This window comes from Alphaproteobacteria bacterium (genome assembly GCA_015231795.1).
In the GTDB taxonomy this organism is placed as follows: domain Bacteria; phylum Pseudomonadota; class Alphaproteobacteria; order Rhodospirillales; family WMHbin7; genus WMHbin7.
Genome location: JADGAX010000006.1, coordinates 66,320 through 91,741, shown reverse-complemented (window position 1 = coordinate 91,741; position 25,422 = coordinate 66,320). Strand labels below are relative to the sequence as shown.

Annotated in this window: 20 protein-coding genes; 15 read left to right on the top strand and 5 right to left on the bottom strand. The window is 60.8% G+C overall.

Going from position 1 to position 25,422, the window contains the following annotated elements:
• Positions 1-37: 37 nt before the first annotated feature.
• Positions 38-1,660: a cation:proton antiporter gene (locus HQL44_13110; protein MBF0269519.1), complete on the bottom strand. Its 1,623-nt coding sequence runs from the start codon at positions 1,658-1,660 to the stop codon at positions 38-40.
• A gap of 74 nt (positions 1,661-1,734) precedes the next feature.
• Between HQL44_13110 and HQL44_13105 the strand changes: the two genes are divergently transcribed.
• The 3 genes from HQL44_13105 to HQL44_13095 all read left to right on the top strand — a co-directional run bounded on the left by HQL44_13105 (position 1,735) and on the right by HQL44_13095 (position 8,752).
• Positions 1,735-2,817, top strand: coding sequence for a ribulose 1,5-bisphosphate carboxylase (locus tag HQL44_13105; protein MBF0269518.1), 1,083 nt, complete (start codon positions 1,735-1,737; stop codon positions 2,815-2,817).
• A complete protein-coding gene (locus HQL44_13100; protein ID MBF0269517.1) occupies positions 2,814-3,263 on the top strand; it encodes a cupin domain-containing protein in 450 nt (149 codons plus the stop codon). The genes HQL44_13105 and HQL44_13100 overlap by 4 nt, the downstream gene beginning before the upstream one ends.
• 281 nt (positions 3,264-3,544) lie before the next feature.
• Positions 3,545-8,752 (top strand): FecR domain-containing protein, encoded by a 5,208-nt coding sequence (locus tag HQL44_13095; protein ID MBF0269516.1) that lies wholly within the window; start codon positions 3,545-3,547, stop codon positions 8,750-8,752.
• A gap of 7 nt (positions 8,753-8,759) precedes the next feature.
• On the opposite strand, the gene clpA is transcribed toward HQL44_13095, so the two are convergent.
• The gene (gene clpA / locus HQL44_13090) at positions 8,760-11,057 is read right to left on the bottom strand and encodes an ATP-dependent Clp protease ATP-binding subunit ClpA (GenBank protein ID MBF0269515.1); all 2,298 of its coding nucleotides are present in this window, start codon (positions 11,055-11,057) and stop codon (positions 8,760-8,762) included.
• Positions 11,058-11,061: 4 nt separating this feature from the next.
• On the bottom strand, positions 11,062-11,385 hold the full coding sequence (clpS, locus tag HQL44_13085; GenBank protein ID MBF0269514.1) for an ATP-dependent Clp protease adapter ClpS: 324 nt from the start codon (positions 11,383-11,385) through the stop codon (positions 11,062-11,064).
• Positions 11,386-11,473: 88 nt separating this feature from the next.
• On the opposite strand from clpS, the gene HQL44_13080 reads away from it, so the two are divergent.
• From HQL44_13080 to HQL44_13070, 3 genes are all read left to right on the top strand, one after another.
• A complete protein-coding gene (locus tag HQL44_13080) occupies positions 11,474-12,103 on the top strand; it encodes a LysE family transporter (protein MBF0269513.1) in 630 nt (209 codons plus the stop codon).
• On the top strand, positions 12,100-14,238 hold the full coding sequence (locus HQL44_13075; GenBank protein ID MBF0269512.1) for a bi-domain-containing oxidoreductase: 2,139 nt from the start codon (positions 12,100-12,102) through the stop codon (positions 14,236-14,238). Before HQL44_13080 ends, HQL44_13075 begins: the two co-directional genes overlap by 4 nt.
• 114 nt (positions 14,239-14,352) lie before the next feature.
• Complete coding sequence (locus tag HQL44_13070) at positions 14,353-14,976, top strand: NYN domain-containing protein (protein MBF0269511.1); 624 nt, start codon at positions 14,353-14,355, stop codon at positions 14,974-14,976.
• A gap of 88 nt (positions 14,977-15,064) precedes the next feature.
• Here HQL44_13070 and HQL44_13065 read toward each other — a convergent pair whose 3' ends face one another.
• Positions 15,065-15,547 (bottom strand): hypothetical protein, encoded by a 483-nt coding sequence (locus HQL44_13065; GenBank protein MBF0269510.1) that lies wholly within the window; start codon positions 15,545-15,547, stop codon positions 15,065-15,067.
• Positions 15,548-15,641: 94 nt separating this feature from the next.
• Between HQL44_13065 and htpG the strand changes: the two genes are divergently transcribed.
• Complete coding sequence (gene htpG / locus HQL44_13060) at positions 15,642-17,510, top strand: molecular chaperone HtpG (GenBank protein ID MBF0269509.1); 1,869 nt, start codon at positions 15,642-15,644, stop codon at positions 17,508-17,510.
• Positions 17,511-17,600: 90 nt separating this feature from the next.
• Here htpG and HQL44_13055 read toward each other — a convergent pair whose 3' ends face one another.
• Complete coding sequence (locus HQL44_13055) at positions 17,601-17,990, bottom strand: hypothetical protein (protein MBF0269508.1); 390 nt, start codon at positions 17,988-17,990, stop codon at positions 17,601-17,603.
• Between the two features lie 395 nt (positions 17,991-18,385).
• On the opposite strand from HQL44_13055, the gene HQL44_13050 reads away from it, so the two are divergent.
• The 8 genes from HQL44_13050 to recA all read left to right on the top strand — a co-directional run bounded on the left by HQL44_13050 (position 18,386) and on the right by recA (position 25,372).
• Entirely contained in the window at positions 18,386-18,790 is a 405-nt protein-coding gene (locus HQL44_13050; GenBank protein ID MBF0269507.1) for a flagellar basal body rod protein FlgB, read from the top strand.
• A 12-nt stretch (positions 18,791-18,802) separates the two neighbouring features.
• A complete protein-coding gene (flgC, locus tag HQL44_13045; protein ID MBF0269506.1) occupies positions 18,803-19,213 on the top strand; it encodes a flagellar basal body rod protein FlgC in 411 nt (136 codons plus the stop codon).
• 70 nt (positions 19,214-19,283) lie between these two features.
• On the top strand, positions 19,284-19,598 hold the full coding sequence (fliE, locus tag HQL44_13040; GenBank protein ID MBF0269505.1) for a flagellar hook-basal body complex protein FliE: 315 nt from the start codon (positions 19,284-19,286) through the stop codon (positions 19,596-19,598).
• A gap of 29 nt (positions 19,599-19,627) precedes the next feature.
• Positions 19,628-19,894: a flagellar biosynthesis protein FliQ gene (gene fliQ, locus HQL44_13035; protein MBF0269504.1), complete on the top strand. Its 267-nt coding sequence runs from the start codon at positions 19,628-19,630 to the stop codon at positions 19,892-19,894.
• Between the two features lie 8 nt (positions 19,895-19,902).
• On the top strand, positions 19,903-20,661 hold the full coding sequence (gene fliR, locus HQL44_13030) for a flagellar biosynthetic protein FliR (protein MBF0269503.1): 759 nt from the start codon (positions 19,903-19,905) through the stop codon (positions 20,659-20,661).
• Between the two features lie 3 nt (positions 20,662-20,664).
• Positions 20,665-21,735, top strand: a complete 1,071-nt coding sequence (gene flhB, locus HQL44_13025; GenBank protein MBF0269502.1) for a flagellar biosynthesis protein FlhB — start codon at positions 20,665-20,667, stop codon at positions 21,733-21,735.
• Positions 21,707-24,145, top strand: coding sequence for a PAS domain-containing protein (locus tag HQL44_13020; protein ID MBF0269501.1), 2,439 nt, complete (start codon positions 21,707-21,709; stop codon positions 24,143-24,145). The genes flhB and HQL44_13020 overlap by 29 nt, the downstream gene beginning before the upstream one ends.
• Before the next feature lie 150 nt (positions 24,146-24,295).
• A complete protein-coding gene (recA, locus tag HQL44_13015) occupies positions 24,296-25,372 on the top strand; it encodes a recombinase RecA (GenBank protein ID MBF0269500.1) in 1,077 nt (358 codons plus the stop codon).
• Positions 25,373-25,422 lie beyond the last annotated feature (50 nt).

The window sequence follows — 25,422 nt, the reverse complement described above, 5'->3', positions numbered from 1 at the left end:
ACGAGGTTTCAATTGAAACTAGCAAGCCTCGTCTTCGTCAGAGATCGACGCTGACGGCCACCGCGCTGGCCAATCGATCGCCCGCATCCTGGCGTTCCACGATCACTTCGTCGGCCCCGGCTCGGGTCAGTTGTCGCCCTTGGGCTTCGGTGCGGGCGCGCGCCAAAATGCGCAGATTGGGAAACAGGTAGCGCAAGGTGGCGACCAGATGCGTGGCCCCTTCGGCATCGCCAAGGGCGACCACCAAGGCTTGCGCCTTGGCGATTCCCGCCGCTTCCAGAACGGCAAGGTCTGTGGCGTCGGCGTGAAAGGCCGCCAGTCCGGCCGCCTTGGCGTCGACCACCCGGTGACGCCTGCCTTCGACCGCCAGATAGGGAACGCCGCGCTTGACGAAACGATCGACAACGCCGCGCCCGACGCGCCCGATGCCTGCCACGATCACATGATCCTGCATGCCGTGGGCCGCCTTGACCAGCATGTCGAAACCGGGGGCTTCGTAGGGTTCGAACTTTCTACCCAGCCAGCCGCTCAGAACGGCCAGCAGTGGGGTCAGCGCCATGCTGAAGGCCAAGGCCAGCAGCAAGGGTTGCGCCTGGGCCGAGGGCAGCACCTTCAGGCTTTCGGCCAAGCCGAAGACGACGAAGGCGAATTCACTGCCCTGCGACAAGATTAGGCTTAAGCGGGCCGCTCCCGTCCAGTTGAACCCGGCCAATCTGGCCAGGGGCAAAAGCAGCAGGGCCTTCAGCGCCATCATGCCGATGGTCAGGGTGGCGATCAGTCCGAAGTGCTCGTAAGCAAGTTTGAAATCGATCACCATGCCGACCGACATGAAAAACAGGCCCATCAGCAAACCGCGGAAGGGTTGGATGGTTTCCATGATGCGGTGGCGGTGTTCCGTTTCGGCCAGCATCAGTCCGGCGGCGAAAGCGCCCAGCGCCATCGACAAGCCGCCCCAGGCGACGGTCAGGCCGGTGCCGATCATCACCAACAAAATGGTGGCGATGAACAGTTCCGCCGTTCTGGATCTGGCCACGATGTGGAACAGCGGGCGCAGGGCCAGACGCCCCATGACCAGAATGAAGGCCAACACGCCCACCGCCTTCAGAAAAGCCATGCCCAAAGCGCCCGCCATGGTGCCCGCATGGGCGCTAAGCACGGGCACTAGCACCAGAAGCGGGCCGATCGCCAGATCCTGGATCAGCAAGATGGCCATGGCGGCGCGGCCGATGCGCGTCGCCAGTTCATGACGCTCGGCCAGCAATTGCAGCACGACGGCGGTCGAGGACAGGGCCAGCCCGCCCCCCACCACCAGAGCCGCGCCGAAGCTCAGGCCTGCCTGAAAGCCGATGCCGCCCAGAACCATCGAGGTGATCAGAATCTGCAGAAATCCCAGCAGCAGGATTTTCGAGCGCATCACCTTCAGGCGCTCGAAGGTCAGTTCCATGCCGACCGAGAACATCAGCATCATGATGCCCAGCTCTGCCAGATGCTCGACCTCGCTGGCATGGGCCACGACGCCGAATCCGATCGGGCCGATCACCACGCCAGCCAGCAGATAGCCGACCAGCGGGCTGGCCTTCAGGCGTTCGAAAACCGGCACCACCAGAACGGTGGCGACCAGAAAGACGATCGCTTCGGCCAGTACGGCATGCAAGCTCATGAATACCCCGGATCAGGACGCTTCATGTAATATGGCCTTGCAAGAGCCATCTGTCATCGTCACATTGCCGCCTTATGGACCGCATTGCCGTTTTATATCGTCTGGAATCTCCCGCCTGCGAGATCGAGGCCCGCGCCCAGGCGCTGGCCATCGAACAAAGCGTCGAGATGCCGCTGGCCGCCATCCGCGCCCCCGGCGTGCTGAAGGATGTGGTGGGCCGCGTCGACGGCATCGAGGCCGACGGCGACGGCTTCTTTCTGGTGCGCATCGGGCTGGCGTTTGAAACCATGGGGCGCGATATTGGCCAATTGCTGAACATGCTGTTCGGCAATTCCTCGATCCTTGACCATGTGCGCCTTCTGGACGCCGACTTTCCCGAGGATTTGCTGAAACACTATGGCGGGCCGCGTTTCGGCGTCGCGGGCCTGCGGGAAAAGCTGCAGGCCTGGGATCGCCCCCTGACCGCGACCGCCATCAAGCCCCAGGGGCTGGCGCCTCAGGACCTAGCCCGTTTGTGCGCTGTCTTCGCCAAGGCCGGAATCGACATCATCAAAGACGATCACGGCATGGGCGACCAAAGCTACGCGCCCTTCGCATCAAGGGTCGCCGCCTGCCAGAAGGCGGTGGCTGGCAGCCGAACGCTTTATGCGCCGCATCTGACCGGTGGGCCGAAAGCCTTGGCCGAGCAGTTGCGCGTCGTCGAGGGCGAGGGTGTTGGCATGGTCATGGTTTCGCCCATGCTGATGGGACTGCCGGTGGTGCAGGAACTGGTGGCCCTGCATCTGAAGGTGCCCGTGCTGGCCCATCCCGCCATGGCGGGCGCATCGCGCATCGCACCAACTTTGCTGCTGGGCAAATTGTTTCGCATGATCGGCGCCGACGCCCTGGTCTATCCCAATCACGGCGGGCGTTTCGGCTATTCCCCGCAAACCTGCCAAAGTCTGGTCGATGCCGCCAAGGCGGAGTGGGGCGGCATGAAGCCCGCCCTGCCGGTGCCCGCGGGCGGCATGACCCTGGCCCGCGTGCCCGAGATGCTGCGTTTTTATGGTCAGGATGTCATCTTGCTGATCGGCGGCGCGCTTTTGATGGCGGGCGACCGGTTGCTTGAAGAATCCAGCGCTTTCGTTTCAGCCGTCGCAGGAAAGGACGCCCCATGACCCATCCGCCGGTTCGCCGTTTCAAGGATTTCCGTTGGGACGACACCTCGCTGCTGGCTTACCGCCAGGAAGCGGGCGTGCCCTTCAAGGACGTGACGCGCCAGATCCTGTTCGAAGCCCCCGACCTATTGGGCGAATTGCGATATTTCGAAGTGGCGCCGCAGGGCTTTTCATCGCTCGAGCGCCACGACCATCGCCATGCGGTGATCATTCTGCGCGGTCAAGGCCAATGCCTGGTCGGCGATGCCGTTTACGACGTCGCCCCGCTCGATCTGGTCGATATTCCCCCCATGACCTGGCATCAGTTCAAGGCCAGCCAGGGCGAGGCCCTGGGCTTCCTTTGCCTCGTCAATGTCGAGCGCGACAAGGCCCAACTGCCAAATGCCGACGATCTGGCCGAGATGCGAATCCACCCCCAGTTGGCTCGATTTCTAGACGGCGTTTAGCGGCCATTCCCCGCATAGGTGCCTTGCATACATAGCGTAAATATCGATCTATAATCTAAATTCGCTGCTAATCGATTGATTATAGTAAGGATTGTTTTATAGCTTAAGGCGCTGAAAACGTATATGAATAGCTCCAGAAAAGATGTGGTTGAATTGTGTCGCATTCGGCTCATATTTGATGCAGGTCAACCGCGAAGGAATTGGCGGCATAAGATCATATGCAAGTTTGCAAAGAATTAGCAGCGAGCTTGAGGGCGCTGCCAAGCGGATAAGAGGGTGTCATGGCACGAGCAGTTTCTGCGGGCCAGGAACAGATACCAACTGTGGCGGACAAGGGAGCAGCGCTTAGCGCTCTCTTGCAGACGCACGACGTCCGGCCAGCGACAGATGCCCAACCTTACATCATAATAGAGGCCAAGCCCGGCCAGCCGGTGGCGGTGCCCGTTGCCGGTTTGATCGAGGGGGCGGAATATGTACGCTCGGGTCCCGACCTGATTCTGATCGGCGAGGACGGCACGCGCGTTCTGGTGCGCGACTACTTCGCCAGCGATGATCCAAGCAATCTGATCGGCGACAACGGCGCCACCATCGATGGCGATCTGGCCTTGCGGCTGGCGGGCAACATGGCGCCCGGCGACTTCGCCCAAGCCAAGGCGGGGGCTGCGGGACAGTCCATCGGGCGGGCGGATACGCTTAGCGGCAGCGTGACGGTTGTTCACGCCGACGGCACCAAGGGCGTGCTGAACAAGGGCGACGCGGTTTTCCAAGGTGACGTGCTGCAAACGCCCAAGGGCGCTTCGGTCGGCCTTGTCTTCATGGACGGAACCACTTTGGCCCTGGGCGGCAATGGCCGCTTGGTGCTTGATCAGATGGTTTACGACGCTTCGACCCACACCGGCAAATCGGCCTTCTCGCTGGTGCAGGGCACTTTCTCGTTCGTTTCGGGCGAGATCGCCAAATCGGCCCCTGACGCCGCTTCGCTGAAGACGCCGGTGGCGACCATCGGCATTCGCGGCACCATGGTGGCGGGCGGTTACACGCCTGAATCGGGATTGACGACGGCCTTGTTGTCCGAAACCGGCGGCAGCGTCGGCGAAATCACGCTCACCAACGCGGCGGGCACGGTCACCAACAATACCGCCAACGGCGCCGTGCATATCGGCAACTTCTTCACCGTGCCTTCGAATGTGGTTACGGTCAGTGCGGCGCAGATCGCCAACAGTTTCCGCGAGGCGCTGAACCAAACGGCCAACACATCGTCCAGCGGCAACGCCAGCGGCTCGGCGCAGCAGATTTTGAATCAGGCCGCCCAGCAGCAACCGGCGGCAGGCGCTCCCGGTCAGCAGACCGGCCCAGCGCAACCGGGCGATGCGGCGACGCAGCCAGGGGCGGCGGGCGCTCAGCAGGGGCAAGGTCCGGCAGCCCAGCAAGGCCCAGCCGCACCGGCGGCCACGGTCGAGGGCGTGTTCCAAAGCGGCGCGGCTGGACAGGCCAGCGGCGCGCAAGGTCCGAATAGCGGATTCGCCCAGGCGGCCCAGCAGGCGATCAATCAGGCGCTGCAACAGGGCACCTCGATCGATCAGGCCGTTCAGGCGGCCATGCAGGCCCAGCAGGCTTTCAATCAGGCAGTCGGCCAGGGCGCATCCAACCAGCAAGCCTTGAATGCTGCTGGCTTGGCGGCTCAGCAGTCGGGCGTTCTGACGGGAACAGTTTTTTCCAACGTCGTGGGTCCGGTTGTCGACAATAGCGTGGTGACCAATGCGCCGCCGCCTGTTATCCAGGTCACGGCAGCGCCTCCGCCGCCTCCGCCGCCTCCTCCGCCGCCGGTGATTGTGTCGGCGCCGCCTCCGCCCGAGCCGATCATTGTCGTGGCACCTCCTCCCCCTCCGCCGCCGCCGCCACCCCCTCCTGTCGTGGTGCAGGTTGTTACGGCGCCAGTAGCGGTTTCCCTGTCGGGCAAGGCGATTGACGGTTACATTTCCGGCGCCACGGTGTTCCTGGATACCGACAACGACGGCAGTCTGGATGCGGGCGAGACCTGGACCACCACCGACAGCCAGGGCAATTACACGCTGTCTAGCACCAACACCAATGTGCCGATCGTTTTGTTCGGCGGCACCGACATTTCCACCAATCAGCCCTTGGTCGGCACCTTGAAGGCGCCCGCCGGTTCGACGGTGGTGACGCCGCTGACCACCATGATGCAGTCGATGATGGCCTCGGGCTTGAGCGAAGCGTCGGCTCAGACGCAGATTGCGACCCTGCTGGGAATCACCAGCTTGCCGGATTTGAACAGTTTCGATCCGGTGGCGACCTCTTCCTCGGGAAGCGGCGCGGAAGTGACGCAAGCGGCCCAGGTCATGAAGGCCGCCATTCAGGTTCAAAATATGGTGACGACCATGAGCGCCTTGATGACGGGCGCTGGCGGCGTGACGGCGGCAGCGGCGACGGCGGCTATTTTCCAGGCCTTGGCCTCGCAGGCGACGTCAGCGAGCGGGTCGGTTGATTTCTCGAATTCGTCCAATGTTTCCACCCTGATCGATTCGGTGGCCAGCAATCTGTCTCTGACCGGAAATGCGAACTTGGCAACGGCCAAGGCGTCAGTTGCCACGGTCATCGCCAACGTGACTTCGGCGGTCAACACCGCTTTCAATGCCGACCCGACGGGCGGCACCGATCTATTGACCTCGTTGGCCAATGTGGCGACGGTTGTGCAGGGTTCTGCCACTTCGGCGATTCAGAATGCCTTCACCTCGGGCGATCTGAGCACGTCACTGACGTCCCTAAGCAGCGATTTTAGCGGCACGAATCTCACCAACGCCATTTCTTCGGCCAGCAGCGGCCTGATCGGTTCCAGTGCCAACGACACGATTACCGGCACCGGCGGTAACGATACTATTAGCGGTCTGGGCGGCAACGACACGCTGGCTGGATTGGCCGGCGATGATTCGCTGATCGGCGGAGACGGAACGGATATCGCGACGTACGCGGCTGCGGGAGCCGGTATCACCTTAAGCCTGCAAACGGGTTCGGTGACCGGGGGGGCTGGCAATGACAGCTTAAGCGGCATCGAAATCGCCATCGGAAGCGACTATGCCGATACGCTGACTGGCAGCAGCAGTGCCGATTCGCTTTATGGCGGCGGCGGGAACGATACGCTAATCAGCGGCACGGGCAACGAGTTCCTTGATGGCGGCTCGGGCACCGACACCGTCTATTTCGACTCTCAGCAAGAAAGCGGCGTCACGGTCAACTTGTCAACCGGCACGGCGACCGGCGCTTTTGGCAATGACACGCTGGCTAATTTCGAGATCGTAAGCGGAACCGGAGTTAACGACAGCATCACGGGTTCGTCAGGCGACGATACACTGTATGGCAATGGCGGTGCGGATACGTTGGCTGGAGGCTTGGGCAACGATCTGCTGGATGGCGGCGCCGGGACGGATACCGCCACTTACGCATCGGCCAGCGGCGCGGTGACAGTCAATCTGGGCTACGGCTCGGTGACCGGCGCGGCGGGAACGGACAGCCTGAGTGGGATCGAAGTCGTTCTGGGCAGCGATTATAACGACGTCATGACCGGTGGCTCTGGAACAGCTTCATTGCTGGGCGGCCTTGGTAACGACACGTTCTCCCTCGGCAGCGGCAGCGATTATTTCGACGGCGGCGCTGGCACCGACACCTTCAGTTTCTCTAACCTGAGCGAGGGCGTCACGTTGACGCTGTCCGACAACAGCGTTGCCGGAACCAGCATCGGGCTGGATACGTTCGCCAATATCGAAATCTTCACCGGCTCCGACTATGCCGACAGCATGTATGGCGGCACGGGCAACGACACGCTTTCCGGCGGCCTGGGCAACGACTCCTTCTCGGGCGGCACCGGTGACGACGTCATCGACGGCGGTGGCGGCACCGACTGCATCACTTACGCTTCGGCGGCTGCGGCGGTAACGGTCAGCTTGGCAACCGGCACGGCGACCGGCGAGGGCACGGATACGCTCAGCAATATCGAGAAGGTAACGGGCAGCGCCTATGCCGACAAGATCACCGGCTCGTCCGGAAACGATGCCCTGGAAGGCAACGGCGGCAACGATACGTTGACCGGCGGTCTCGGCAATGATTCGCTTTCGGGCGGCGATGGCGACGACATCATGTATGGCGACAGTTCGTCGTCTATTACCGGTACGAATGGAAATCTGGTCAATGGCCTGGGTGGATCGAGCGGCTTTGGCGAGAACAGCCTGGAACGGGGCGATGATTCGTCGAATTCGCTGGTCAATATCACCTCGATCTTTGGCGCAAGCGGCATTACCTACTTCGGCGCCAGCTATACGTCGCTGGGCGTCAACACCAACGGTCATGTCACCTTTGGCGAAACCTATTCCACCTATAACCCCAACAGCCTGCCGCTGAGCAGCGCCAGTCTTCCGGCGATTTTCGCGGCCTTCTTCAATGACGTCGATACGCGCAGCGGCACGCTGACGGCGACCGCAGGCGGCAATTCGACCGGCAGCAACTTGGTCTGGTACGATCTGGATACCACCAACGGCGTTTTCACCGTCACCTGGGATGACGTCGGCTATTACTCGTACGGCACCGACGCCTTGAACGCTTTCCAGATGCAAATCTATGACATGGGCGATGCTGGCGACTTCGACCTCGTCTTCCGCTATGAAGACATCAACTACACCTACAGCAACATCGCCCGTGCTGGTTGGTCGGATGGCGATGGCGGCAGCAACAACTATGAACTGCCCGCCTCGCACAGTTCCGACATGATTGATCTTGAAACCGACGCAGGCAATACGGGGATCGCCGGTCTGTGGACTTGGTCGTTCAGGGATGGCGTTCTGTCGTCCAGCGGCGATGCGGTTTCCGGAAGCGGCGGCAGCGATGGCGGCGATGATTCGCTGTCTGGCGGCGGCGGCAACGACACCATGTATGGTGGCGCAGGCAATGACAGCCTTGACGGCGGAACCGGCAACGATGTCCTTTATGGCGGCAGTGGGAACGATACGCTGACCGGCAGCGGCGGGTCCGACAAGCTGTATGGCGAGGCCGGCGACGATGTGCTGATCTATCAGTCCGACGCCTTGACTATCAATGGCGGAACCGGCAACGACACGCTGCTGTTCAGCGGGGCCAGCCTGGATCTCAATTTCTCCACCAGCAGCATCTCGTTCAGCAACCTTGAGAAGATCGACCTTACCGGCAGCGGCGACAATACCTTAAGGCTGACGGGTGCTAATCTGCTGAGCGTGGCGGAAGATTCCAACGGGCTGCTGTCCGGACTGGATTATGGCGAAGCGCTGATTATCGCCGGTGACACGGGAGATTCGCTCATCTTGAACGATCTCGGTTGGTCGCAGTCGCAAAGCACGGTTTCGCTGGGCGGTGAAAGCTATTCGGTCTACACCAACAGCAGTTATGGCGAGAGCGCCGCCGTGCTGGTCGATACGAATATCACCGTCTCTTCCGGCTTGGCTTGAACCGGCGTTAAACCGGCACCGGCAGTTTGTCTTCGCGGACCGCTGGCGGCTTGGCCTCGGGATAGGCGAAGGTCAGCTTGTTGTCCTGAACCTCGATGCGCACTGTGCCGCCATTGGCCAGACGCCCGAACAGCAGTTCTTCGGCCAGCGGTTTCTTGATTTCCTCTTGAATGACGCGGCCCAGCGGGCGGGCGCCGTACAGGCGGTCGAAGCCTTTCTTGGCCAGCCACTGGCGCGCTTCATCCGACAGTTCGATCACCACATGCCGGTCGGCCAACTGAACTTCCAGTTGGATCACGAACTTATCGACCACCTGGGCCACGATTTCGGGGCTGAGCGAGGCGAAGGTAATGGTGGCGTCCAAACGGTTCCTGAATTCCGGCGTGAACAGACGCTCGATGGCTTCCTTGTCGTCGCCTTCGCGCGTCGTGCGCTCGAAGCCGATGGCGTTCTTGGCCAGATCGGCAGCCCCCGCGTTGGTGGTCATGATCAGCACGACATTGCGAAAATCGATGGTCTTGCCGTTGTGGTCGGTCAACTTGCCGTGGTCCATCACCTGCAGCAGGATGTTGAACAGGTCGGGATGCGCCTTCTCGATCTCGTCTAGCAGCAGCACAGAATGCGGATGCTGATCGATGGCGTCGGTGAGCAAGCCGCCCTGGTCGAAGCCGACATAGCCCGGCGGTGCGCCGATCAGGCGCGACACCGAATGGCGTTCCATATATTCCGACATGTCGAAACGGGTCAGTTCGATGCCCATGATCTTGGAAAGCTGGCGGGCCACTTCGGTCTTGCCGACCCCGGTGGGGCCTGCGAACAGATAACTGCCGATGGGCTTTTCCGGCTCGCGCAATCCCGCCCGGGCCAGTTTGATGGCCGAAGCCAAGGCCTCGATGGCCTTGTCCTGGCCGAAGACCAGGGTTTTCAGATCGCGTTCCAGATTCTTCAACACTTCGGCGTCGTTGGTGGAAACGCTTTTGGGTGGAATGCGCGCGATCTTGGCGACCACGCCTTCGATGTCGGCCACGGTCACGGTTTTCCTGCGCTTGCTCTCGCTTAGCAGCATGCGCGCAGCACCCACTTCGTCGATGATGTCGATGGCCTTGTCGGGCAGTTTGCGGTCATGGATGTATTTGGCCGACAATTCCACGGCGGCGCGCAGCGCATCGGGCGTGTAGCGCACTTTGTGGTGCTTTTCGTAATAGCTTTTGATGCCGGTCAGGATTTTGACCGTGTCCTCGACCGACGGTTCGTCCACGTCGATCTTCTGGAAGCGGCGCACCAGGGCGCGGTCCTTTTCGAAGTGGTTGCGATATTCCTTGTAGGTGGTCGAACCGATGCAGCGCAGCGTTCCCTGGGCCAGGGCGGGCTTTAACAGATTCGAAGCGTCCATCGATCCGCCGGACGTGGCCCCGGCGCCGATCACCGTATGGATTTCGTCGATGAACAAGATGGTGCCCTTGGTCGCCTCGATCTCGGTGATCACCGCCTTCATGCGTTCCTCGAAATCGCCGCGATAGCGGGTTCCGGCCAGCAAGGACCCCATGTCCAGCGCGTAGACGGTGGCGTTGCGCAGCACTTCGGGCACTTCGCTTTTCACGATGCGCCTGGCCAGACCCTCGGCGATGGCGGTCTTGCCCACGCCCGGATCGCCCACGTAAAGGGGGTTGTTCTTGGTGCGGCGGCACAAAATTTGGATGGTGCGCTCGATTTCGGCGTCGCGTCCGATCAAGGGGTCGATGCGCCCTTCCAGCGCCTTCTTGTTCAGATTGACGCAGTAATTGGCCAGCGCCTGTTCGCCCTTCTTGACCACCTTTTCAGGCGTGGCGTCTTCTTCGGCGCCGCTGACCGGGCGCGAGGCCGATTGGCCCGGCGCCTTGGCGATGCCGTGCGAAATGTAATTGACCGCGTCCAGGCGGCTCATCTCCTGGCTTTGCAGGAACCAGACGGCGTGCGATTCGCGTTCCGAGAACATGGCGACCACGACATTGGCCCCCGTCACTTCCTCGCGCCCCGAGCTTTGCACATGAATGGCGGCGCGCTGGATCACGCGCTGGAAACCGGCGGTGGGCTTGGGGTCTTCTCCGTCGGGCGCATGCAGGCCTTGCAGCGCTTCCTCGATGAAGGCGCTGGTTTCGCGCTTCAAGCGGTCGACATCGACGCCGCAGGCCTTAAAAACGGCGATGGCGTCGGGGTCTTCGCACAGGGCCACCAGCAAATGTTCAAGCGTCACATATTCGTGATGCGAGCCGGTGGCCAGCGCCAGCGCGCGGCGCAAGGTCAGTTCCAGATTGCGCCCCAGCATGGCTCTATTCCTTTTCTATTGTGCATTGCAAAGGATGCTGGCTTTGGCGAGCCAGATCCATCACCTGCGTCACCTTGGTTTCGGCGACTTCGTAAGTGTAGACGCCGCAAAGCCCCACGCCGCGCATATGGACATGCATCATGATGCGGTTGGCTTCCTCGTGGCTTTTGCCGAAGAAACGCTCCAGCACATGCACGACGAATTCCATCGGCGTGTAGTCGTCGTTCAGCATCAAGACCTTGTACATGGACGGCTTCTTGGTCTTGGGCCTGGTCTTGATGACCACCCCCGTGGCCGGTCCGTCGTCCGTGCGTTTGTCGCCGCTCATGCTCAACCTCAGCTTTCTTCTCTTTCCTCTATCATATGGGCAGATTGCCGGGTGGGAAAAGGGCCATCCTTGTGATAGGAAGCCCGGGATGGATTCATTTCTGTTTTTCAAGGGCCTGATCGTCGGTTTCGCCCTGGCCGCCCCGGTGGGGCCGGTCGGCGTTCTGTGCATCCGCCGTTCCCTGGCCGATGGGCGAATCGCCGCCTTTCTGGCCAGCCTGGGGGCCGCCCTGGCCGATACCAGTTTCGGCCTGATGGGGGCCATGGGCATGGGGCTGGTCTCGGGCTTTTTGCAAAGCCATGAGGCGATTTTGGCCCTTCTAGGCGGATTGTTCCTGCTGGGTCTGGGGGGCTACACGTGGCGTTCCCCGGTCAAAATGGACCCTGTGCCCCTGACGCCTCTGGGGTTTCTTAGGGATTTCACCGGCACGTTTGTCGTGGCGATCGCCAATCCGGCTACGGTGGCGGGCACGGTGGGAGCTTTCGCGGCCCTTGGCCTGGGCGGGCTGGAGGGCGATTTCCGGGCGGTAAGCCAATTGGTGGCGGGCGTCTTCTTCGGTTCGGCCCTGTGGTGGTTTACCCTGGCCAGTCTGGCCGCCGCCAGCAAAGGCAAGCTGCCCGAAAGCTGGATTTCGCGCATCAACCATGTTTCTGGCGTCCTTCTTATGTTGTTCGGTCTGGGCGTTCTGGGCCATTTGGTGTTAAAAGCGCTGTCATGAAGCAAGTCATCCAAAGCGCCCGCACGGGCAAATTATCCCTTAAGGACGTCCCGGCCCCCAGGGCGCGGGCAGGCCATCTGCTGGTTCGCGTTCAGGCTTCCCTGATCTCGGCGGGCACCGAGCGCATGGTAGTCGATTTTGCCAAGAAAAGTCTGGCGGGCAAGGCCAAGGAACGTCCCGATCTTGTCAAGAAGGTGTTGGACAAAGCCAAGCGCGACGGCATTGGCGCCACCTTGAAGGCCGTGATGGCCCGGTTGGACGAGCCTTTGCCGCTGGGCTATTCGGCCGCCGGGATCGTGGAAGAGGTGGGAGCCGGGCTGGAAAGCCGATTCCAGGTGGGACAGAAAGTGGCGATGTGCGGGGCTGGCATCGCCAATCACGCCGAGTTCGATCTGGTGCCCGGCAATCTGGCCGCAAGCGTGCCCGATTCGGTGCCCTTCGATCAGGCCTGCTACGGCACGGTGGCGGCCATCGCGCTGCAGGGCATGCGCAATCTGTCTGCGCAATTGGGCGATGTGGTGGCGGTGCTGGGCGTGGGGCTGATCGGCCAACTGGCCGTGCGGCTTTTGAAATTGTCGGGCTGCCGGGTGCTGGCCCTCGACCACAATCCCGCCCGCCTGGACCTGGCCAAGCGCATGGGCGCCGACGCGGTTTGGAATTTGGCTGAAGACGGACTGGACGCCACGGTAGCGGCCCTGTCGGGGGGGCTGGGATGCGATGGCATCTTGATTTGCGCGGCCACCGATTCCAGCGAACCTTTTCAGGTGGCGGCGCAAATTGCCCGCGACCGCGCCAAGGTGGTGCTGGTCGGCAAGACGGGCACCGAATTTCCCTTCGCCGATTATATGAAAAAGGAATTGTCGGTCACGGTGTCGCGATCCTACGGGCCGGGGCGCTATGACGAAGCCTATGAGGGCCGCAACATGGCCTATCCCGAAGGCTTCGTGCGCTGGACCGAAACCGCCAATCTGGCCGAATGCGTGCGCTTGATGGCGCATGGGCTGGATGTCGGCCTGCTGACCACGCATCATTTCTTGCTGGAACAGGCAGAAGACGCCTATGCGATGGTGATGGCGGGGGCCGAGCCTTATCTCGGCATCGTCCTCGATTATCCAAGGGCGGCGGCGCAGGAAACCAGCCTGCCCAAATCCTTCCCAGCGCCCAGGGCTGCGGGCGGCCAATGCGTGTTGGGTGTGATCGGGGCTGGCAGTTTCGCCCGCACGGTCTTGTTGCCCGAATTCAAGAAACGGGCGGATGTGCAAATGCGCGCCATCGCCACTCAACGCGGCATGACGGCGGAACATGCGAAGACGCTGTTCGGCTTCGACGTCTGCACCACCAACAGCGCCGAGCTGTTGGCCGACCCCGCCATCAACGCCGTGCTGATCGCAACGCGCCACGCCAGCCATGCCGATCTGGTGATCGCCGCCTTGCAGGCGGGCAAGCATGTGCTGGTCGAAAAGCCGCTGGCGGTGACGGCCCAGCAACTGGCCCGCGTCGCCGAAGCCAGGGCTGCTTCGAACGCCTTCTTGATGGTGGGCTTCAATCGCCGCTTCGCCCCCTTGGCCCAGAAGATGAAAGCTGAACTGGCGACCCATCAAGGTCCCAAGAATTTAACCATCCGCGTCAATGCGGGCGCGCTTCCCCGAGAAAGCTGGTTGAACGTGGCCGACGAAGGGCAAGGGCGCATCGTGGGCGAAGGATGCCATTTCGTCGATCTGGCGCGCGCCCTGGTGGGATCGCCGATCTTGGCCGTGCAGGCGCAAGGATCAAGCCAGGGAGCCGATGAATTGGCCGCCACCCTGTCCTTCGCCGATGGCAGTCTAGCCTCGTTCAGCTATACCGCCCAGGGCGATTCCGCTTATTCGAAGGAGCGTTTCGAGGGTTTCGCGGGCGGCATGGCGGTATGTCTGGACAATTTCCTATCGCTCTCGGTCACCAAGGGCGGGCGCACGAAAACCACGAAGACGCTGGGCCAGGACAAGGGCCACAGCAGAGAGATCGAGTTGTTTGCCAAGGCGGTGATCGCGGGCGGCAAGGCACCGGTGGACGAGGCCGAGACCTTCGAGACGTCTCTCGCCACCCTGGCCCTGGTGGAGAGTTTGCGAACGGGATTGAAGATTGAGGTGGGGTAAAGGCTTCTTGACGGGCCTGACTTGAAATATATATAGTCATGACAACACCCCTTGTGGTTTCGACCGCAGGGCGCGGGGCCTCTTCGGAGGCCCCTGCTTTTTTGGGGAGAGAACATGCGGACATATGTCTATGTCGATGGTTTCAATCTTTATTACCGGGCCCTTAAGGGAATAGCCTGTAAATGGATTGATCTTCCTACCCTTTTTAAGGCAGTTCTTCATCCGCAGCATCAAATTCTCGCCGTCAAATATTTCACTGCCAGAGTGAATGCGACGCTCGCCGATCCCTCTAAGCCTCAACGCCAAGATGTGTACCTGCGAGCCTTGCAAACCTATCGCCCCGAAGTCGAAATCCACTTCGGCCACTTCCTCAGCCATACTGTAAAGGCGCCACTGGCCAATCCTGGCAGCGGTCCAAAATATGCCGAAATTATCAAGACCGAGGAAAAGGGTTCGGACGTCAATCTGGCAGTTCATTTGTTGAATGACGCATGGCAGGACAAATACGATTGCGCCATAGTGGTTTCGAATGACAGTGACATCGCAGAAGCCATGCGATTGGTGAAAGCTCATTGTCAGAAGCGTGTCGGCTTGTTGACGCCTGGTTCTAGCCACCCTTCGCGTCAATTGCTGGCGCATGCTGATTTCTCGCGCCACATCCGCATCTCGGCCCTTCAGTCCAGCCAACTGCCGGATCCAATTCCAGGAACCAAGATACGCAAGCCTACGGGGTGGTGATCTCTGCCGGAACAAGGCGACTGCACTCCCGCCCACATCTATTTTCGTACCCCCAAATATTATGCGGGTCAAGGAATTCAGGGTGTACTTACCCCGCCTCTTCCTCCAGGTCGGACAGTTTCTTTTCCATGTCGCGTTTCAGGCGTTTGATCTTGCGGTCCAGGCTTTCGATGGCCGTCAGGTCGGACACTCTCGATTCGGCCAGATGCTGGGCCACGGCGCGCCTGATGATCCATTCCAGAAAGATGGCGCCCAGGATCAGCCCGGCGGCTCCGGCGATCATGGCGGCGGCGGCACCGTAAGCCTTGTCGACGAAGATGGTCATGGCCCAGAAACCCACGGTGACCAAGCAGGCAGACACCACGGCCGCCATGCGCCGTCGCACCCGTTCGATCTCGAAGCGGCCCTTCTTATGGGCGCGGATGGCGTCGGCGATTTCCTTGCGCGCCATCGATTGCCAAGACGAGAAGTTCAAGCCCTTCGGCCCGCGCTGTTCGCGGATGAATTTCTCCAACTGGCGCACCACGATGTCGGCGTGCTGATCGGGGCTGGGCAGGTGCTTCTCGGTCATGGGGGCCGGATGGCTAAGGGTTGGGGCTTGCGTCAGGCCACTTTCTGCCCCATATGGGGACCGGTTTCAAGGACATGAGAAGGGATATTGCCCCATGAGCGCCGCTGCTGAAACGCTTTCCTTCCAGGCCGAGGTCGGCAAACTGCTCGATATCGTCGCCCATGCGCTGTACAGCAACAAGGAAATCTTCCTGCGGGAACTGGTTTCCAACGCCTCGGACGCCTGCGACAAATTGCGTCTTGAAGGTCTGACCGACCCCCGCCTGCTGGAAGGCGGGGCCGAGTTTCGCATCACGCTTAAGCCCGACAAAGAAGCGCGCACGCTGACCATCTCGGACAATGGCATCGGCATGAACCGCGCCGATCTGGTGGCCAATCTGGGCACCATCGCCAAGTCGGGCACCGCCGAGTTCTTAAGCCGCCTGTCGGGTGACGCCAAGAAGGATGCCGGTCTGATCGGCCAGTTCGGCGTCGGCTTCTACTCTTCTTATATGGTGGCGGGGAAAGTGTCGGTGGACAGCCGCAAGGCTGGCGAAGTCGAGGGCTGGCGCTGGATTTCGGACGGGCAGGGCAGCTTCACGGTGGAAGCCATCGATCTGCCCGCCCGCGGAACGGCCATCACTTTATATATACGTGACGGCGAGGAAGAGTTCCTGGACCCCCATCGCCTGCGCCATATCGTGAAAACCTATTCCGACCATATAGCCGTGCCGGTGGTGCTGGATCACGAGGGCAAGGAAGAGACCTTGAACTCGGCCTCGGCCCTGTGGACGCGCTCAAAGAATGAGATCAGCAAGGAACAATACAAGGAATTCTACCACCATGTCGGCCATGCCTTCGACGAACCCTGGATGACCATCCATTACCGGGCCGAAGGCGCTTTGGAATATACCGGCCTGTTGTTCGTGCCCACCATGCGCCCCTTCGACCTGTTCAACCCCGAGCGCAAAAGCAAGGTGAAGCTGTATGTGAAGCGGGTCTTCATCACCGACGACGGGCACGAATTGCTGCCCTCGTGGCTGCGCTTCCTGAAGGGCGTGGTGGACAGTTCCGACCTGCCCTTGAACATCAGCCGCGAGATGCTGCAGCACAATCCGGTGCTGGCCAAGATGCGTTCGGGCTTGGTGAAACGGGTGCTGTCCGAATTGAAAAAGCGGGCCGACGAGGAACCCGAGCAGTACCTGGCCTTCTGGTCCAATTTCGGCGCCGTGCTGAAGGAAGGGCTATATGAGGAACCCGAGCGCAAGGAAGAGATGCTGGATCTGATGCGCTTCTCTGCGACGGGCGAGGAGGGGCAGATCTCGCTTGCCCGCTATGTCGAGACCATGCAGGAAGGCCAGGAAGCCATCTATACGCTGAGCGGCGACAGCGTCGAAGCCTTGAAGAAAAGCCCGCTGATCGAGGGTTTCGCCGCCAGGGGCGTCAAGGTGCTGTTGCTGACCGATCCGGTCGATGAATTCTGGGCCCGTGGGATCCACGACTATCAGGGCAAGCCCTTCAAGTCGGTGGGCGAGGCTGGGGCCGACCTGTCGAAACTGGCAGCCAAGGACAAGAAGGACAAGCCCGCAGAGGAAAGCCAGGAAGGCGAAGGACAGATCGAGGCTTTACTGGGCGTCATGAAAAGCGTGCTGGGCGAAGCGGTGAAGGATGTGAGGCGCTCGGATCGCTTGACCGAAAGTGCTGTCTGTCTGGTCGCCGCCGAGGGCGAGATGAGCCTGCATCTGGAGCGCATGCTGAAAGCGCACAAGCAGATGGACATGACGCCCGCCCGCGTGCTCGAGGTCAATCCCTCGCATCCGGTGATCTTGCGTTTGGCCTCGCAGGCCGGAGAAGACGGCGCAGGCGAAAGGCTGGGTGCCCGCATTCACCTGCTGCTGGACCAGGCTCGCATCGTGGAAGGCGATCCGCTTCCCGATCCGCACGATTTCGCCAAGCGCTTGGCGGCAGTGATGCTGGAAGGGTAATATCCGCAAAAAACAAGCCCAGGGACTTTGAGGTCCCTGGGCTGTTGAGAAGTGCCCTGCGGCGAAAGCAGCCGCAGAAAACCCGTCTTCTTAGACGGTAGGAGCTGCCACCGGAGCGGGAGCGGCCTTCTTGGCAACCTTCTTGGCAGCGGGCTTCTTCGCGGCCTTCTTAGCAGCCGGCTTCTTAGCAGCAGGCTTCTTCGCGGCCTTCTTGGCAGCAGGCTTCTTAGCCACGGCCTTCTTAGCAGCCGGCTTCTTCTTAGCAGCAGGCTTCTTGGCAGCGGGCTTCTTGGCAGCGGGCTTCTTCTTGGCCGCGGCCTTCTTGGCAGCCGGCTTCTTCTTGGCAGCAGGCTTCTTCTTAGCAGCCGGCTTCTTAGCAGCCGCCTTCTTGGCAGCGGGCTTCTTGGCCGCGGCCTTCTTGGCGGCCGGCTTCTTCTTAGCAGCCGGCTTGGCGGCAGTGGCCGCCTTGGTTTTGCACATAGCCATTGGTTCTCTCTCCACATTTCGCGGTGACGTCCACCGCACTAACACAATAAAAACTTTTTTCGCTCTTTGCAAAAAAAAATGATTGACGCGATTCCGTTGTCATCGCAATCCGCGCTCGCTGTTGCGCATCAGCAACGCATCGAAATTGCGAGAAGCGCGGAATACAAGGCCTTGCGAAGATTCCGGTGCGTGTGACGATCATCACACGACGAACTTTGCCGCACCCTGAAGCCAAGGCGCTTCCTTGGGTTTGGAAACGGCGAATCCAAAGAAAAATCGCGACTCGAGTCGCTGACGGGAGTTCGGTTTTACCCTTTGTTAAGCCGAGCGCGTCATACTGCAAGGGTGGAATCAGGCTACGAGCAACCCGTCTCGCAAGGCTTATAACGATGGACCTACAGCAGTTCACCCTGTTTGGCATGATCAAGGACCAGATGGACTGGTCGTCGAAGCGACAGCAGGTCCTGTCGCGCAACATCGCCAATTCCGATACGCCGGGTTATCTGCCTAGCGACATCAAGCCGTTGGATTTCAAGAAAACCATCGCCGAGGTGACTTCGCCCCAACTGGCGGTGACCGATGGCAACCATCTGATGGGATCGCCCAGCAAGACATCCAGCCTGCGCGTCGAGAAGGAACGTCATCCCGAAGAGATCAAGCCGGACGGCAATGGGGTGACGCTGGAAGACCAGATCATGAAGGTGGGCGACACCAAGGGCAAATACGATATGGCCGCCAGCCTGTACCAGAAGCAGATCATGCTTCTGAAGATGTCAGTGGGCAGCGGGCGGTAAAGGAGACCGGCAATGGACGACCTTCGCAGCAGCGTCAAGATTTCGGCCGCAGGCCTGCATGCCCAGGGCATGCGCATGCGCACCATTTCGGAGAATTTGGCCAATTCGGACTCGCTGGCCCGCTCGCCGGGCACGCTTCCCTATCGGCGCAAGGTGGTGACCTTCAAGAATGTCCTCGACCGCGAGTTGGACGCCAATACCGTGCGCGTCAATCGCGTCACCACGGACCAGGGCGATTTTGGCAAGCGCTTCGACCCCACGCACCCGGCGGCCGACCGCGACGGCTATGTGCTGACCCCCAACGTCAATCCGCTGATCGAGCTGATGGACATGCGGGAGGCCCAGCGCAGCTACGAGGCCAATCTGACGGCCATCAACAACTCCAAGGCCATGATCCAGCGGACGATGGAGCTGCTGCGTTAAGGCCGCATCTGTGCTATACGTATATATATAGAGTGTAGGGACGCCCCAAAACCAGGGCACCGAGGACGATATGGCAGTCGACATCAACAATGCGATCAGCGCCTACAACGCCGCGTCAAGGCCTGCGGCGACGATGGGTTTGGGCTTGCAAGACAAGACCGACGCCCCCGAAGATTTCGCGGGGCTGGTCAAGGGAGCCGTCCAGACATCCATCGATACCATGAAGAACGGCGAGCGCATGAGCATGAAGGCGATTGCGGGGCAGGCCGACCTGACCGAAGTGGTTACGGCCGTTTCAGCCGCCGAAGTCACGCTGCAGACCGTGATGGCGGTGCGCGACAAGGTCATTACGGCCTATAACGAAATCATGCGCATGCCCATCTAAGGGCGGCCCAGCATCCTGGCGGAGGTTCCATGAACGAGGCCGAGGTGATGGACGTCATCCGGGAAGGCATGATCGTCCTGATCAAGGTTTCGGCCCCCCCTTTGCTGGCTGGCTTGGCGATTGGTCTCGTCATTTCCGTCTTTCAGACGCTGACCCAGATTCAAGAGGCCACCCTGACCTTCGTTCCCAAGGTTCTGGTGGTCTTTATCTCGCTGCTGATTTTCATGCCGTTCATGCTCCATGAAGTGATCGATTTCACCCATATGGTCATGGATAGGGTGGTCGGTGGGGGATAAGGCTTTTCATGCTGTCGGCCTTTCTCGAACTCAACATCTTTCATTTCTTTCTGGTCTTTTCCCGGCTGGGCGCCGCCTTGATGCTGATGCCAGCCCTGGGCGGGCGCTACATTCCCGCCAATGCACGGCTGTTGTTGGCCTTGGGCATAGCGCTGGCCGTGACCCCCGTTCTTTCCCCCATGCTGCCCGCCATGCCCGAGGATTTCTATGCGCGGGTTCTTATGATCGTGTCCGAAGTGACGATCGGCGTCCTTTTGGGCGCCATCGTCGATATCGTTCTGGCCTCTCTGCATGTGGCGGGAACGCTGATCAGCTTCCAGGGCGGCTTCGCCAACGCCCTGATCATTGATCCCATCACCCAGCAGCAAGGTTCGGTGATCACCGGCCTGTTCGATACGGTGGCCATCACCCTGATCTTGGTGACCGACATGCATCACCTGTTTCTGAGCGCCGTGATCGACAGTTATTATTTGTTCCTGCCGGGTCAAATGCCGCCGATCGGGGACATGACCGAGGTGATCATTCGCCAGATTTCGGAAAGTTTCCTGCTGGGCGCCAAGCTGGCCTCGCCGTTCGTGGTCTTCACCATCGTGCTTTATTCCGCCATGGGCGTCCTTTCGAAGCTGGCGCCGCAGATTCAGGTGTTCTTCGTCATGATGCCCCTGCAGCTGATGGCCAGCTTGGCCTTGCTGAGCGTTGCGTTGCCGGGCATCATGTTTTGGTTCTTGCGCCACTTCGAGGGGGTTTTTACGCCCTTCCTAAGGTGATCCATGGCTGACGAAGACGCAGACGAATCACAAAAAACAGAAGAGCCTTCCGGGAAACGGCTTGGCAAGGCGCGTGGCGAGGGCAATGTTCCCATTTCCCAAGAGGTCCGCTTGTGGCTGGGCCTGACGGGGACCTTGATTCTGGTCGGCATGCTGGCCACCCCGATGTCCAAAAGCCTGCTGACCATGCTGCGTCAATATATCGAATCGCCCCACGCCATCGACACCAGCGAGGGTGCCTTGCGCACGATGAGCATCGAATTGGGGCTTAAGGTCGGGATGATTATGGCGCTGCCCTTCGGGGTGCTGCTTTTCCTTGGCGTCATGGGCACGATTTCGCAGGTCGGTTGGTTGATGGTGGGCAAGCGCATCAAGCCCAATTTCTCGAAATTGAATCCCCTGGCCGGCGCCAAGCGGCTTTTTTCGGTCATGACCGTTGTCGAATTCGTCAAAAGTCTTCTGAAGGTCGCCCTGATCGGCTGGATCGTCTGGCTGCTGTTGGAACCTCAAATCGGAACCCTGGCGCAAATGCCCGATCTGACGCCTCTTCAGGTCATGGCGCTGATCCAAGACACGGTTCTCAGAATGGTCTTCTGGGTGCTGCTGGCCTATATCGTCATCTCGGTGGCGGATATGCTCTATCAGCGTTACAGCTACAAGAAGAAGCTGCGCATGACCCGCCAAGAGGTCAAGGAGGAGCATAAGGACGACGAAGGCGACCCGATGGTCAAGTCGAAGCAGAAGGGCATCCGCATGCAGCGGGCGCGTCAGCGCATGCTGGTCGCCGTGCCCAAATCGACGGTCGTCATCACCAACCCCACCCATTACGCGGTGGCCTTGCATTACGATATGGAAACCATGCAAGCGCCCGTTCTGGTCGCCAAGGGCGTGGATTTTCTGGCCAAGAAAATTCGTGAATTGGCCGAAGAGAATGAGGTGCCCATCGTCGAGAATCCACCCTTGGCGCGCGCCCTGTACGCATCGGTCGAGTTGGACCAGCCCGTTCCCCAGGAACATTACAAGGCGGTGGCGGAAGTGATTGGTTATGTCTTCAAGCTCAAAAAGAAAATCTGATATCGCCTTTCTTGCGGTTTTGACGGTGGGCGCTGGCGCGCTGGCGCTGACGCCTGCCGCAGCGCCCTTGCTCTGGCCATCGTCGCCCGAGGTTGGCTCGCTGATGGGCGTCGTTCTGGCTCTGCCCGCCGCCCTGGCCTTGGGTTTCATGGGGTGGCGTTTGAAGCGCGATCACCAAGAGATGCGCCATCTGGCCAGCGTGCTGAACGCCGATCAGGGCGCCAGATATCTTTTGGACGTCGGCGGCAAGATCGTTTTCGCGAATTCGGCGGCGCGGAACATCTTCGGCTCCAGCGGCCTTCCCCTGGCAAGACTGCTTCCCATGGCCTGCGACGAATCCAGCCGAGAGGAGGCGCAGCGCCTGATCCGTCTGGCCGAGTTGCGTCAGCAAGGCGAGGGGCTGCTGCATCTGATGACGCCTGCTGGCGGAAACGAATTGTTCATGGTGCGCCTCGAGCCGTTGGAGAGCGGCGGCACGCCCTTGCTGTTGGCGCGCTTTGAAGACATGACGGCGCGCACCGCCATCGATGTCGCCCTGCGTGACGAGTTGGATCTGTTGGCCGACATCGTCGATCAGGCGCCGTTCGGGCTGGCGGCCTTGGACGATGTGGGCCGAATCACCTTCGCCAACCAACGCATGGCGGAATGGGCGGGCGTGTCGGCGGTGACCTTGTCGGGCCAGTCCTTCGACGCAATGGTCGAGACCTTGCCGCAGGCGGGCGGCTTTGGTCGGCTGACCAGATTGAAGACGGCGGATGGCGCCGGAGTGCGGGTGGAGACTTGGCGCATCGCCAGCCAGGATGGCGGCGCCGTGGTCGCTTTGCGCCGCGAAGGAATGGATGCGCCTCAGATTAATCTGGAATCCATGTCGCTGGCCGAAGGCGGGGCTGGCAGCCTGTTCGCCAATTCGCCCGTCGGCATGGCGCTGGTCGATCTCGATGGCCGCGTCAGCGCTTGCAACCGCGCCTTGGCCATGATGATGGGGTTGGAACCTGGACAGATCGCCGGTCATGCCTTGGCCGAGCGGCTTGCTCCCGAGGACCGCATGGACGTGGCGGCGCAACTGTCAAAACTGGTCATGGGGGCGGCTCGCGGCGCACAGATCGATGTGCGCCTGATGGGGGCCAGGCAAGCCGCCGCGACCATGTTCGCCTCGCCCTTGTCCTCGTCTTGCGAAGGCGATGGCGACGGCCCTGCCGGCTTGCTATTGCATTTCATCGACACCACAGAACAGAAAAATCTGGAAGTGCAGTTCGCCCAGGCGCAGAAGATGCACGCCATGGGACAGTTGGCGGGCGGCATCGCGCACGACTTCAACAACCTGCTGACCGCCATGATCGGTTTTTGCGATTTGCTGCTGGCGCGTCACGGGCAGGGCGATCCGTCCTTTGCCGACATCATGCAGATCAAGCAGAACGCCAACCGCGCCGCCAGTCTGGTTCGCCAGTTGCTGGCCTTCTCGCGTCGCCAGACTTTGCGCCCGCGCTTGGTCGACATTACGGACTCGTTGTCCGAATTGTCGCATCTGCTGCGCCGCCTGCTGGGCGAAACCATCGAGCTGAAGCTCGATCACGGGCGCGATCTGGGCTTCGTGCGCGTCGATCCCGGCCAGTTCGAGCAGGTGGTGATCAATCTGGCCGTCAACGCCAGGGACGCCATGCAGGGCGGCGGTGCCTTGTCCATTCGCACGGGAACGGCCAGATTCGAGCGCCCCACCCAGCGCGGCGCCGAACTGATACCCAAGGGCGAATATGTGCTGATCGAAGTGGCGGACACCGGAACCGGCATCCCCAAGGAACATATCGGGCGGATTTTCGAACCTTTCTTCACCACCAAGCCGGTGGGATCGGGCACCGGCCTTGGCTTATCGACCGTCTATGGCATCTTGAAACAGACCGATGGTTTCGTTCTGGTCGATAGCGCGCCCGGCCAGGGCACCACCTTCACCATTCTGTTGCCGCGCTACGCGGTGGGCGATTCGCCGTCGCCGCCGCTGGCGGAAAGCGCGTCCAAGGCGGAAACGTCAGGCGACCTTTCCGGCGTGGGAACCATTCTGCTGGTCGAGGACGAAGACGCCGTGCGCATGTTCGCCCTGCGCGCGCTGCGCAACAAGGGCTATCGGGTTCTCGAAGCCAGAAGCGGCGAACAGGCGCTTGATCTGTTGAATTCCGAGCCGGTAGACTTGTTGATCACCGACATCGTCATGCCGGGCATGGACGGAATCACTCTGGCAAGGCTGGTTCGCGTCGAACATCCCGCCATTCATCTGGTGTTGATGAGCGGCTATACCGAAGATGCCGCCAGGGGAAAGATCGACGACCTTAAGGACGTACATTTCCTGGCGAAACCCTTCAGCCTGAAACAACTGGCGGGGACCGTGAAGCAGGTTCTGGCGAGTCAGGAACATTGACCGGTACCAGACAGGAACATTGGTAGGGTAAAAGTGATAATTATTAATTAAATCAGGGCATTAAAAGTTCTGCTTGCGTTCCGGAACATTTCGCGTACATTGGCCTCAGTTGCGCCTGTTAGCCAACCGTGGAATAAGGGGTACGCCGTTATGAGTCAGACAGCTTTGCGCTTGGTGGAAAAAGATACGATGGACCGTCAGAAAGCACTCGATGCCGCCGTCAGCCAGATCGAACGCGCCTTTGGCAAGGGATCGATCATGAAGATGGGGCAGAAGTCAGCCGTCGAGATCGACGTCATCCCCACCGGCTCGCTGGGCCTGGATTTGGGGTTGGGCATCGGCGGCCTTCCCCGCGGGCGGATCGTGGAAATCTACGGGCCGGAAAGCTCGGGCAAGACCACCCTGGCCTTGCATGTGGTGGCCGAGGCGCAAAAGCGCGCCGGCGCTTGCGCCTTCATCGACGCCGAACATGCGCTCGACCCCATCTATGCCCGCAAATTGGGGGTCAATCTCGACGACCTGCTGATTTCGCAGCCCGACAATGGCGAACAGGCGCTTGAAATCGCCGATACGCTGGTGCGCTCGGGCGCCATCGACGTTCTGGTCATCGATTCGGTGGCCGCCCTGGTGCCCAGGGCGGAAATCGAAGGCGAAATGGGCGATTCCCATGTCGGCCTGCAGGCCCGCCTGATGAGCCAGGCGCTGCGCAAGCTCACCGGATCGGTTTCCAAGTCGAAATGCATGATTATCTTCATCAACCAGATTCGCATGAAGATCGGCGTCATGTTCGGCAATCCGGAAACCACCACCGGCGGCAACGCGCTCAAATTCTACGCTTCGGTGCGTCTGGAAATCCGGCGCATCGGCGCCATCAAGGAACGCGATGAGGTGGTGGGCAACCAAACCCGCGTCAAGGTGGTCAAGAACAAGCTGGCGCCGCCCTTCCGCGTCGTCGATTTCGACATCATGTACGGCGAGGGCGTGTCCAAAATGGGCGAGTTGATTGATCTGGGCGTCAAGGCCAATCTGGTCGAGAAGTCCGGCTCCTGGTTCTCCTATAGCGGAACGCGCATCGGCCAGGGCCGCGAGAACGCCAAGCAATATCTTCGCGACAATCCCAAAATGGCCGAGGAGATCGAGACGCAAATCCGGGCCAATGCCGGGTTGGTGAGCGAGGCTTTGGCGGGCGGGCCGGGCGATCTGGACGGAACCCCAGCCGAGGATTGATCGGGCGATCTTGACCCCTCAGGAAAATCTCTCCACATTTTCATTGGGTT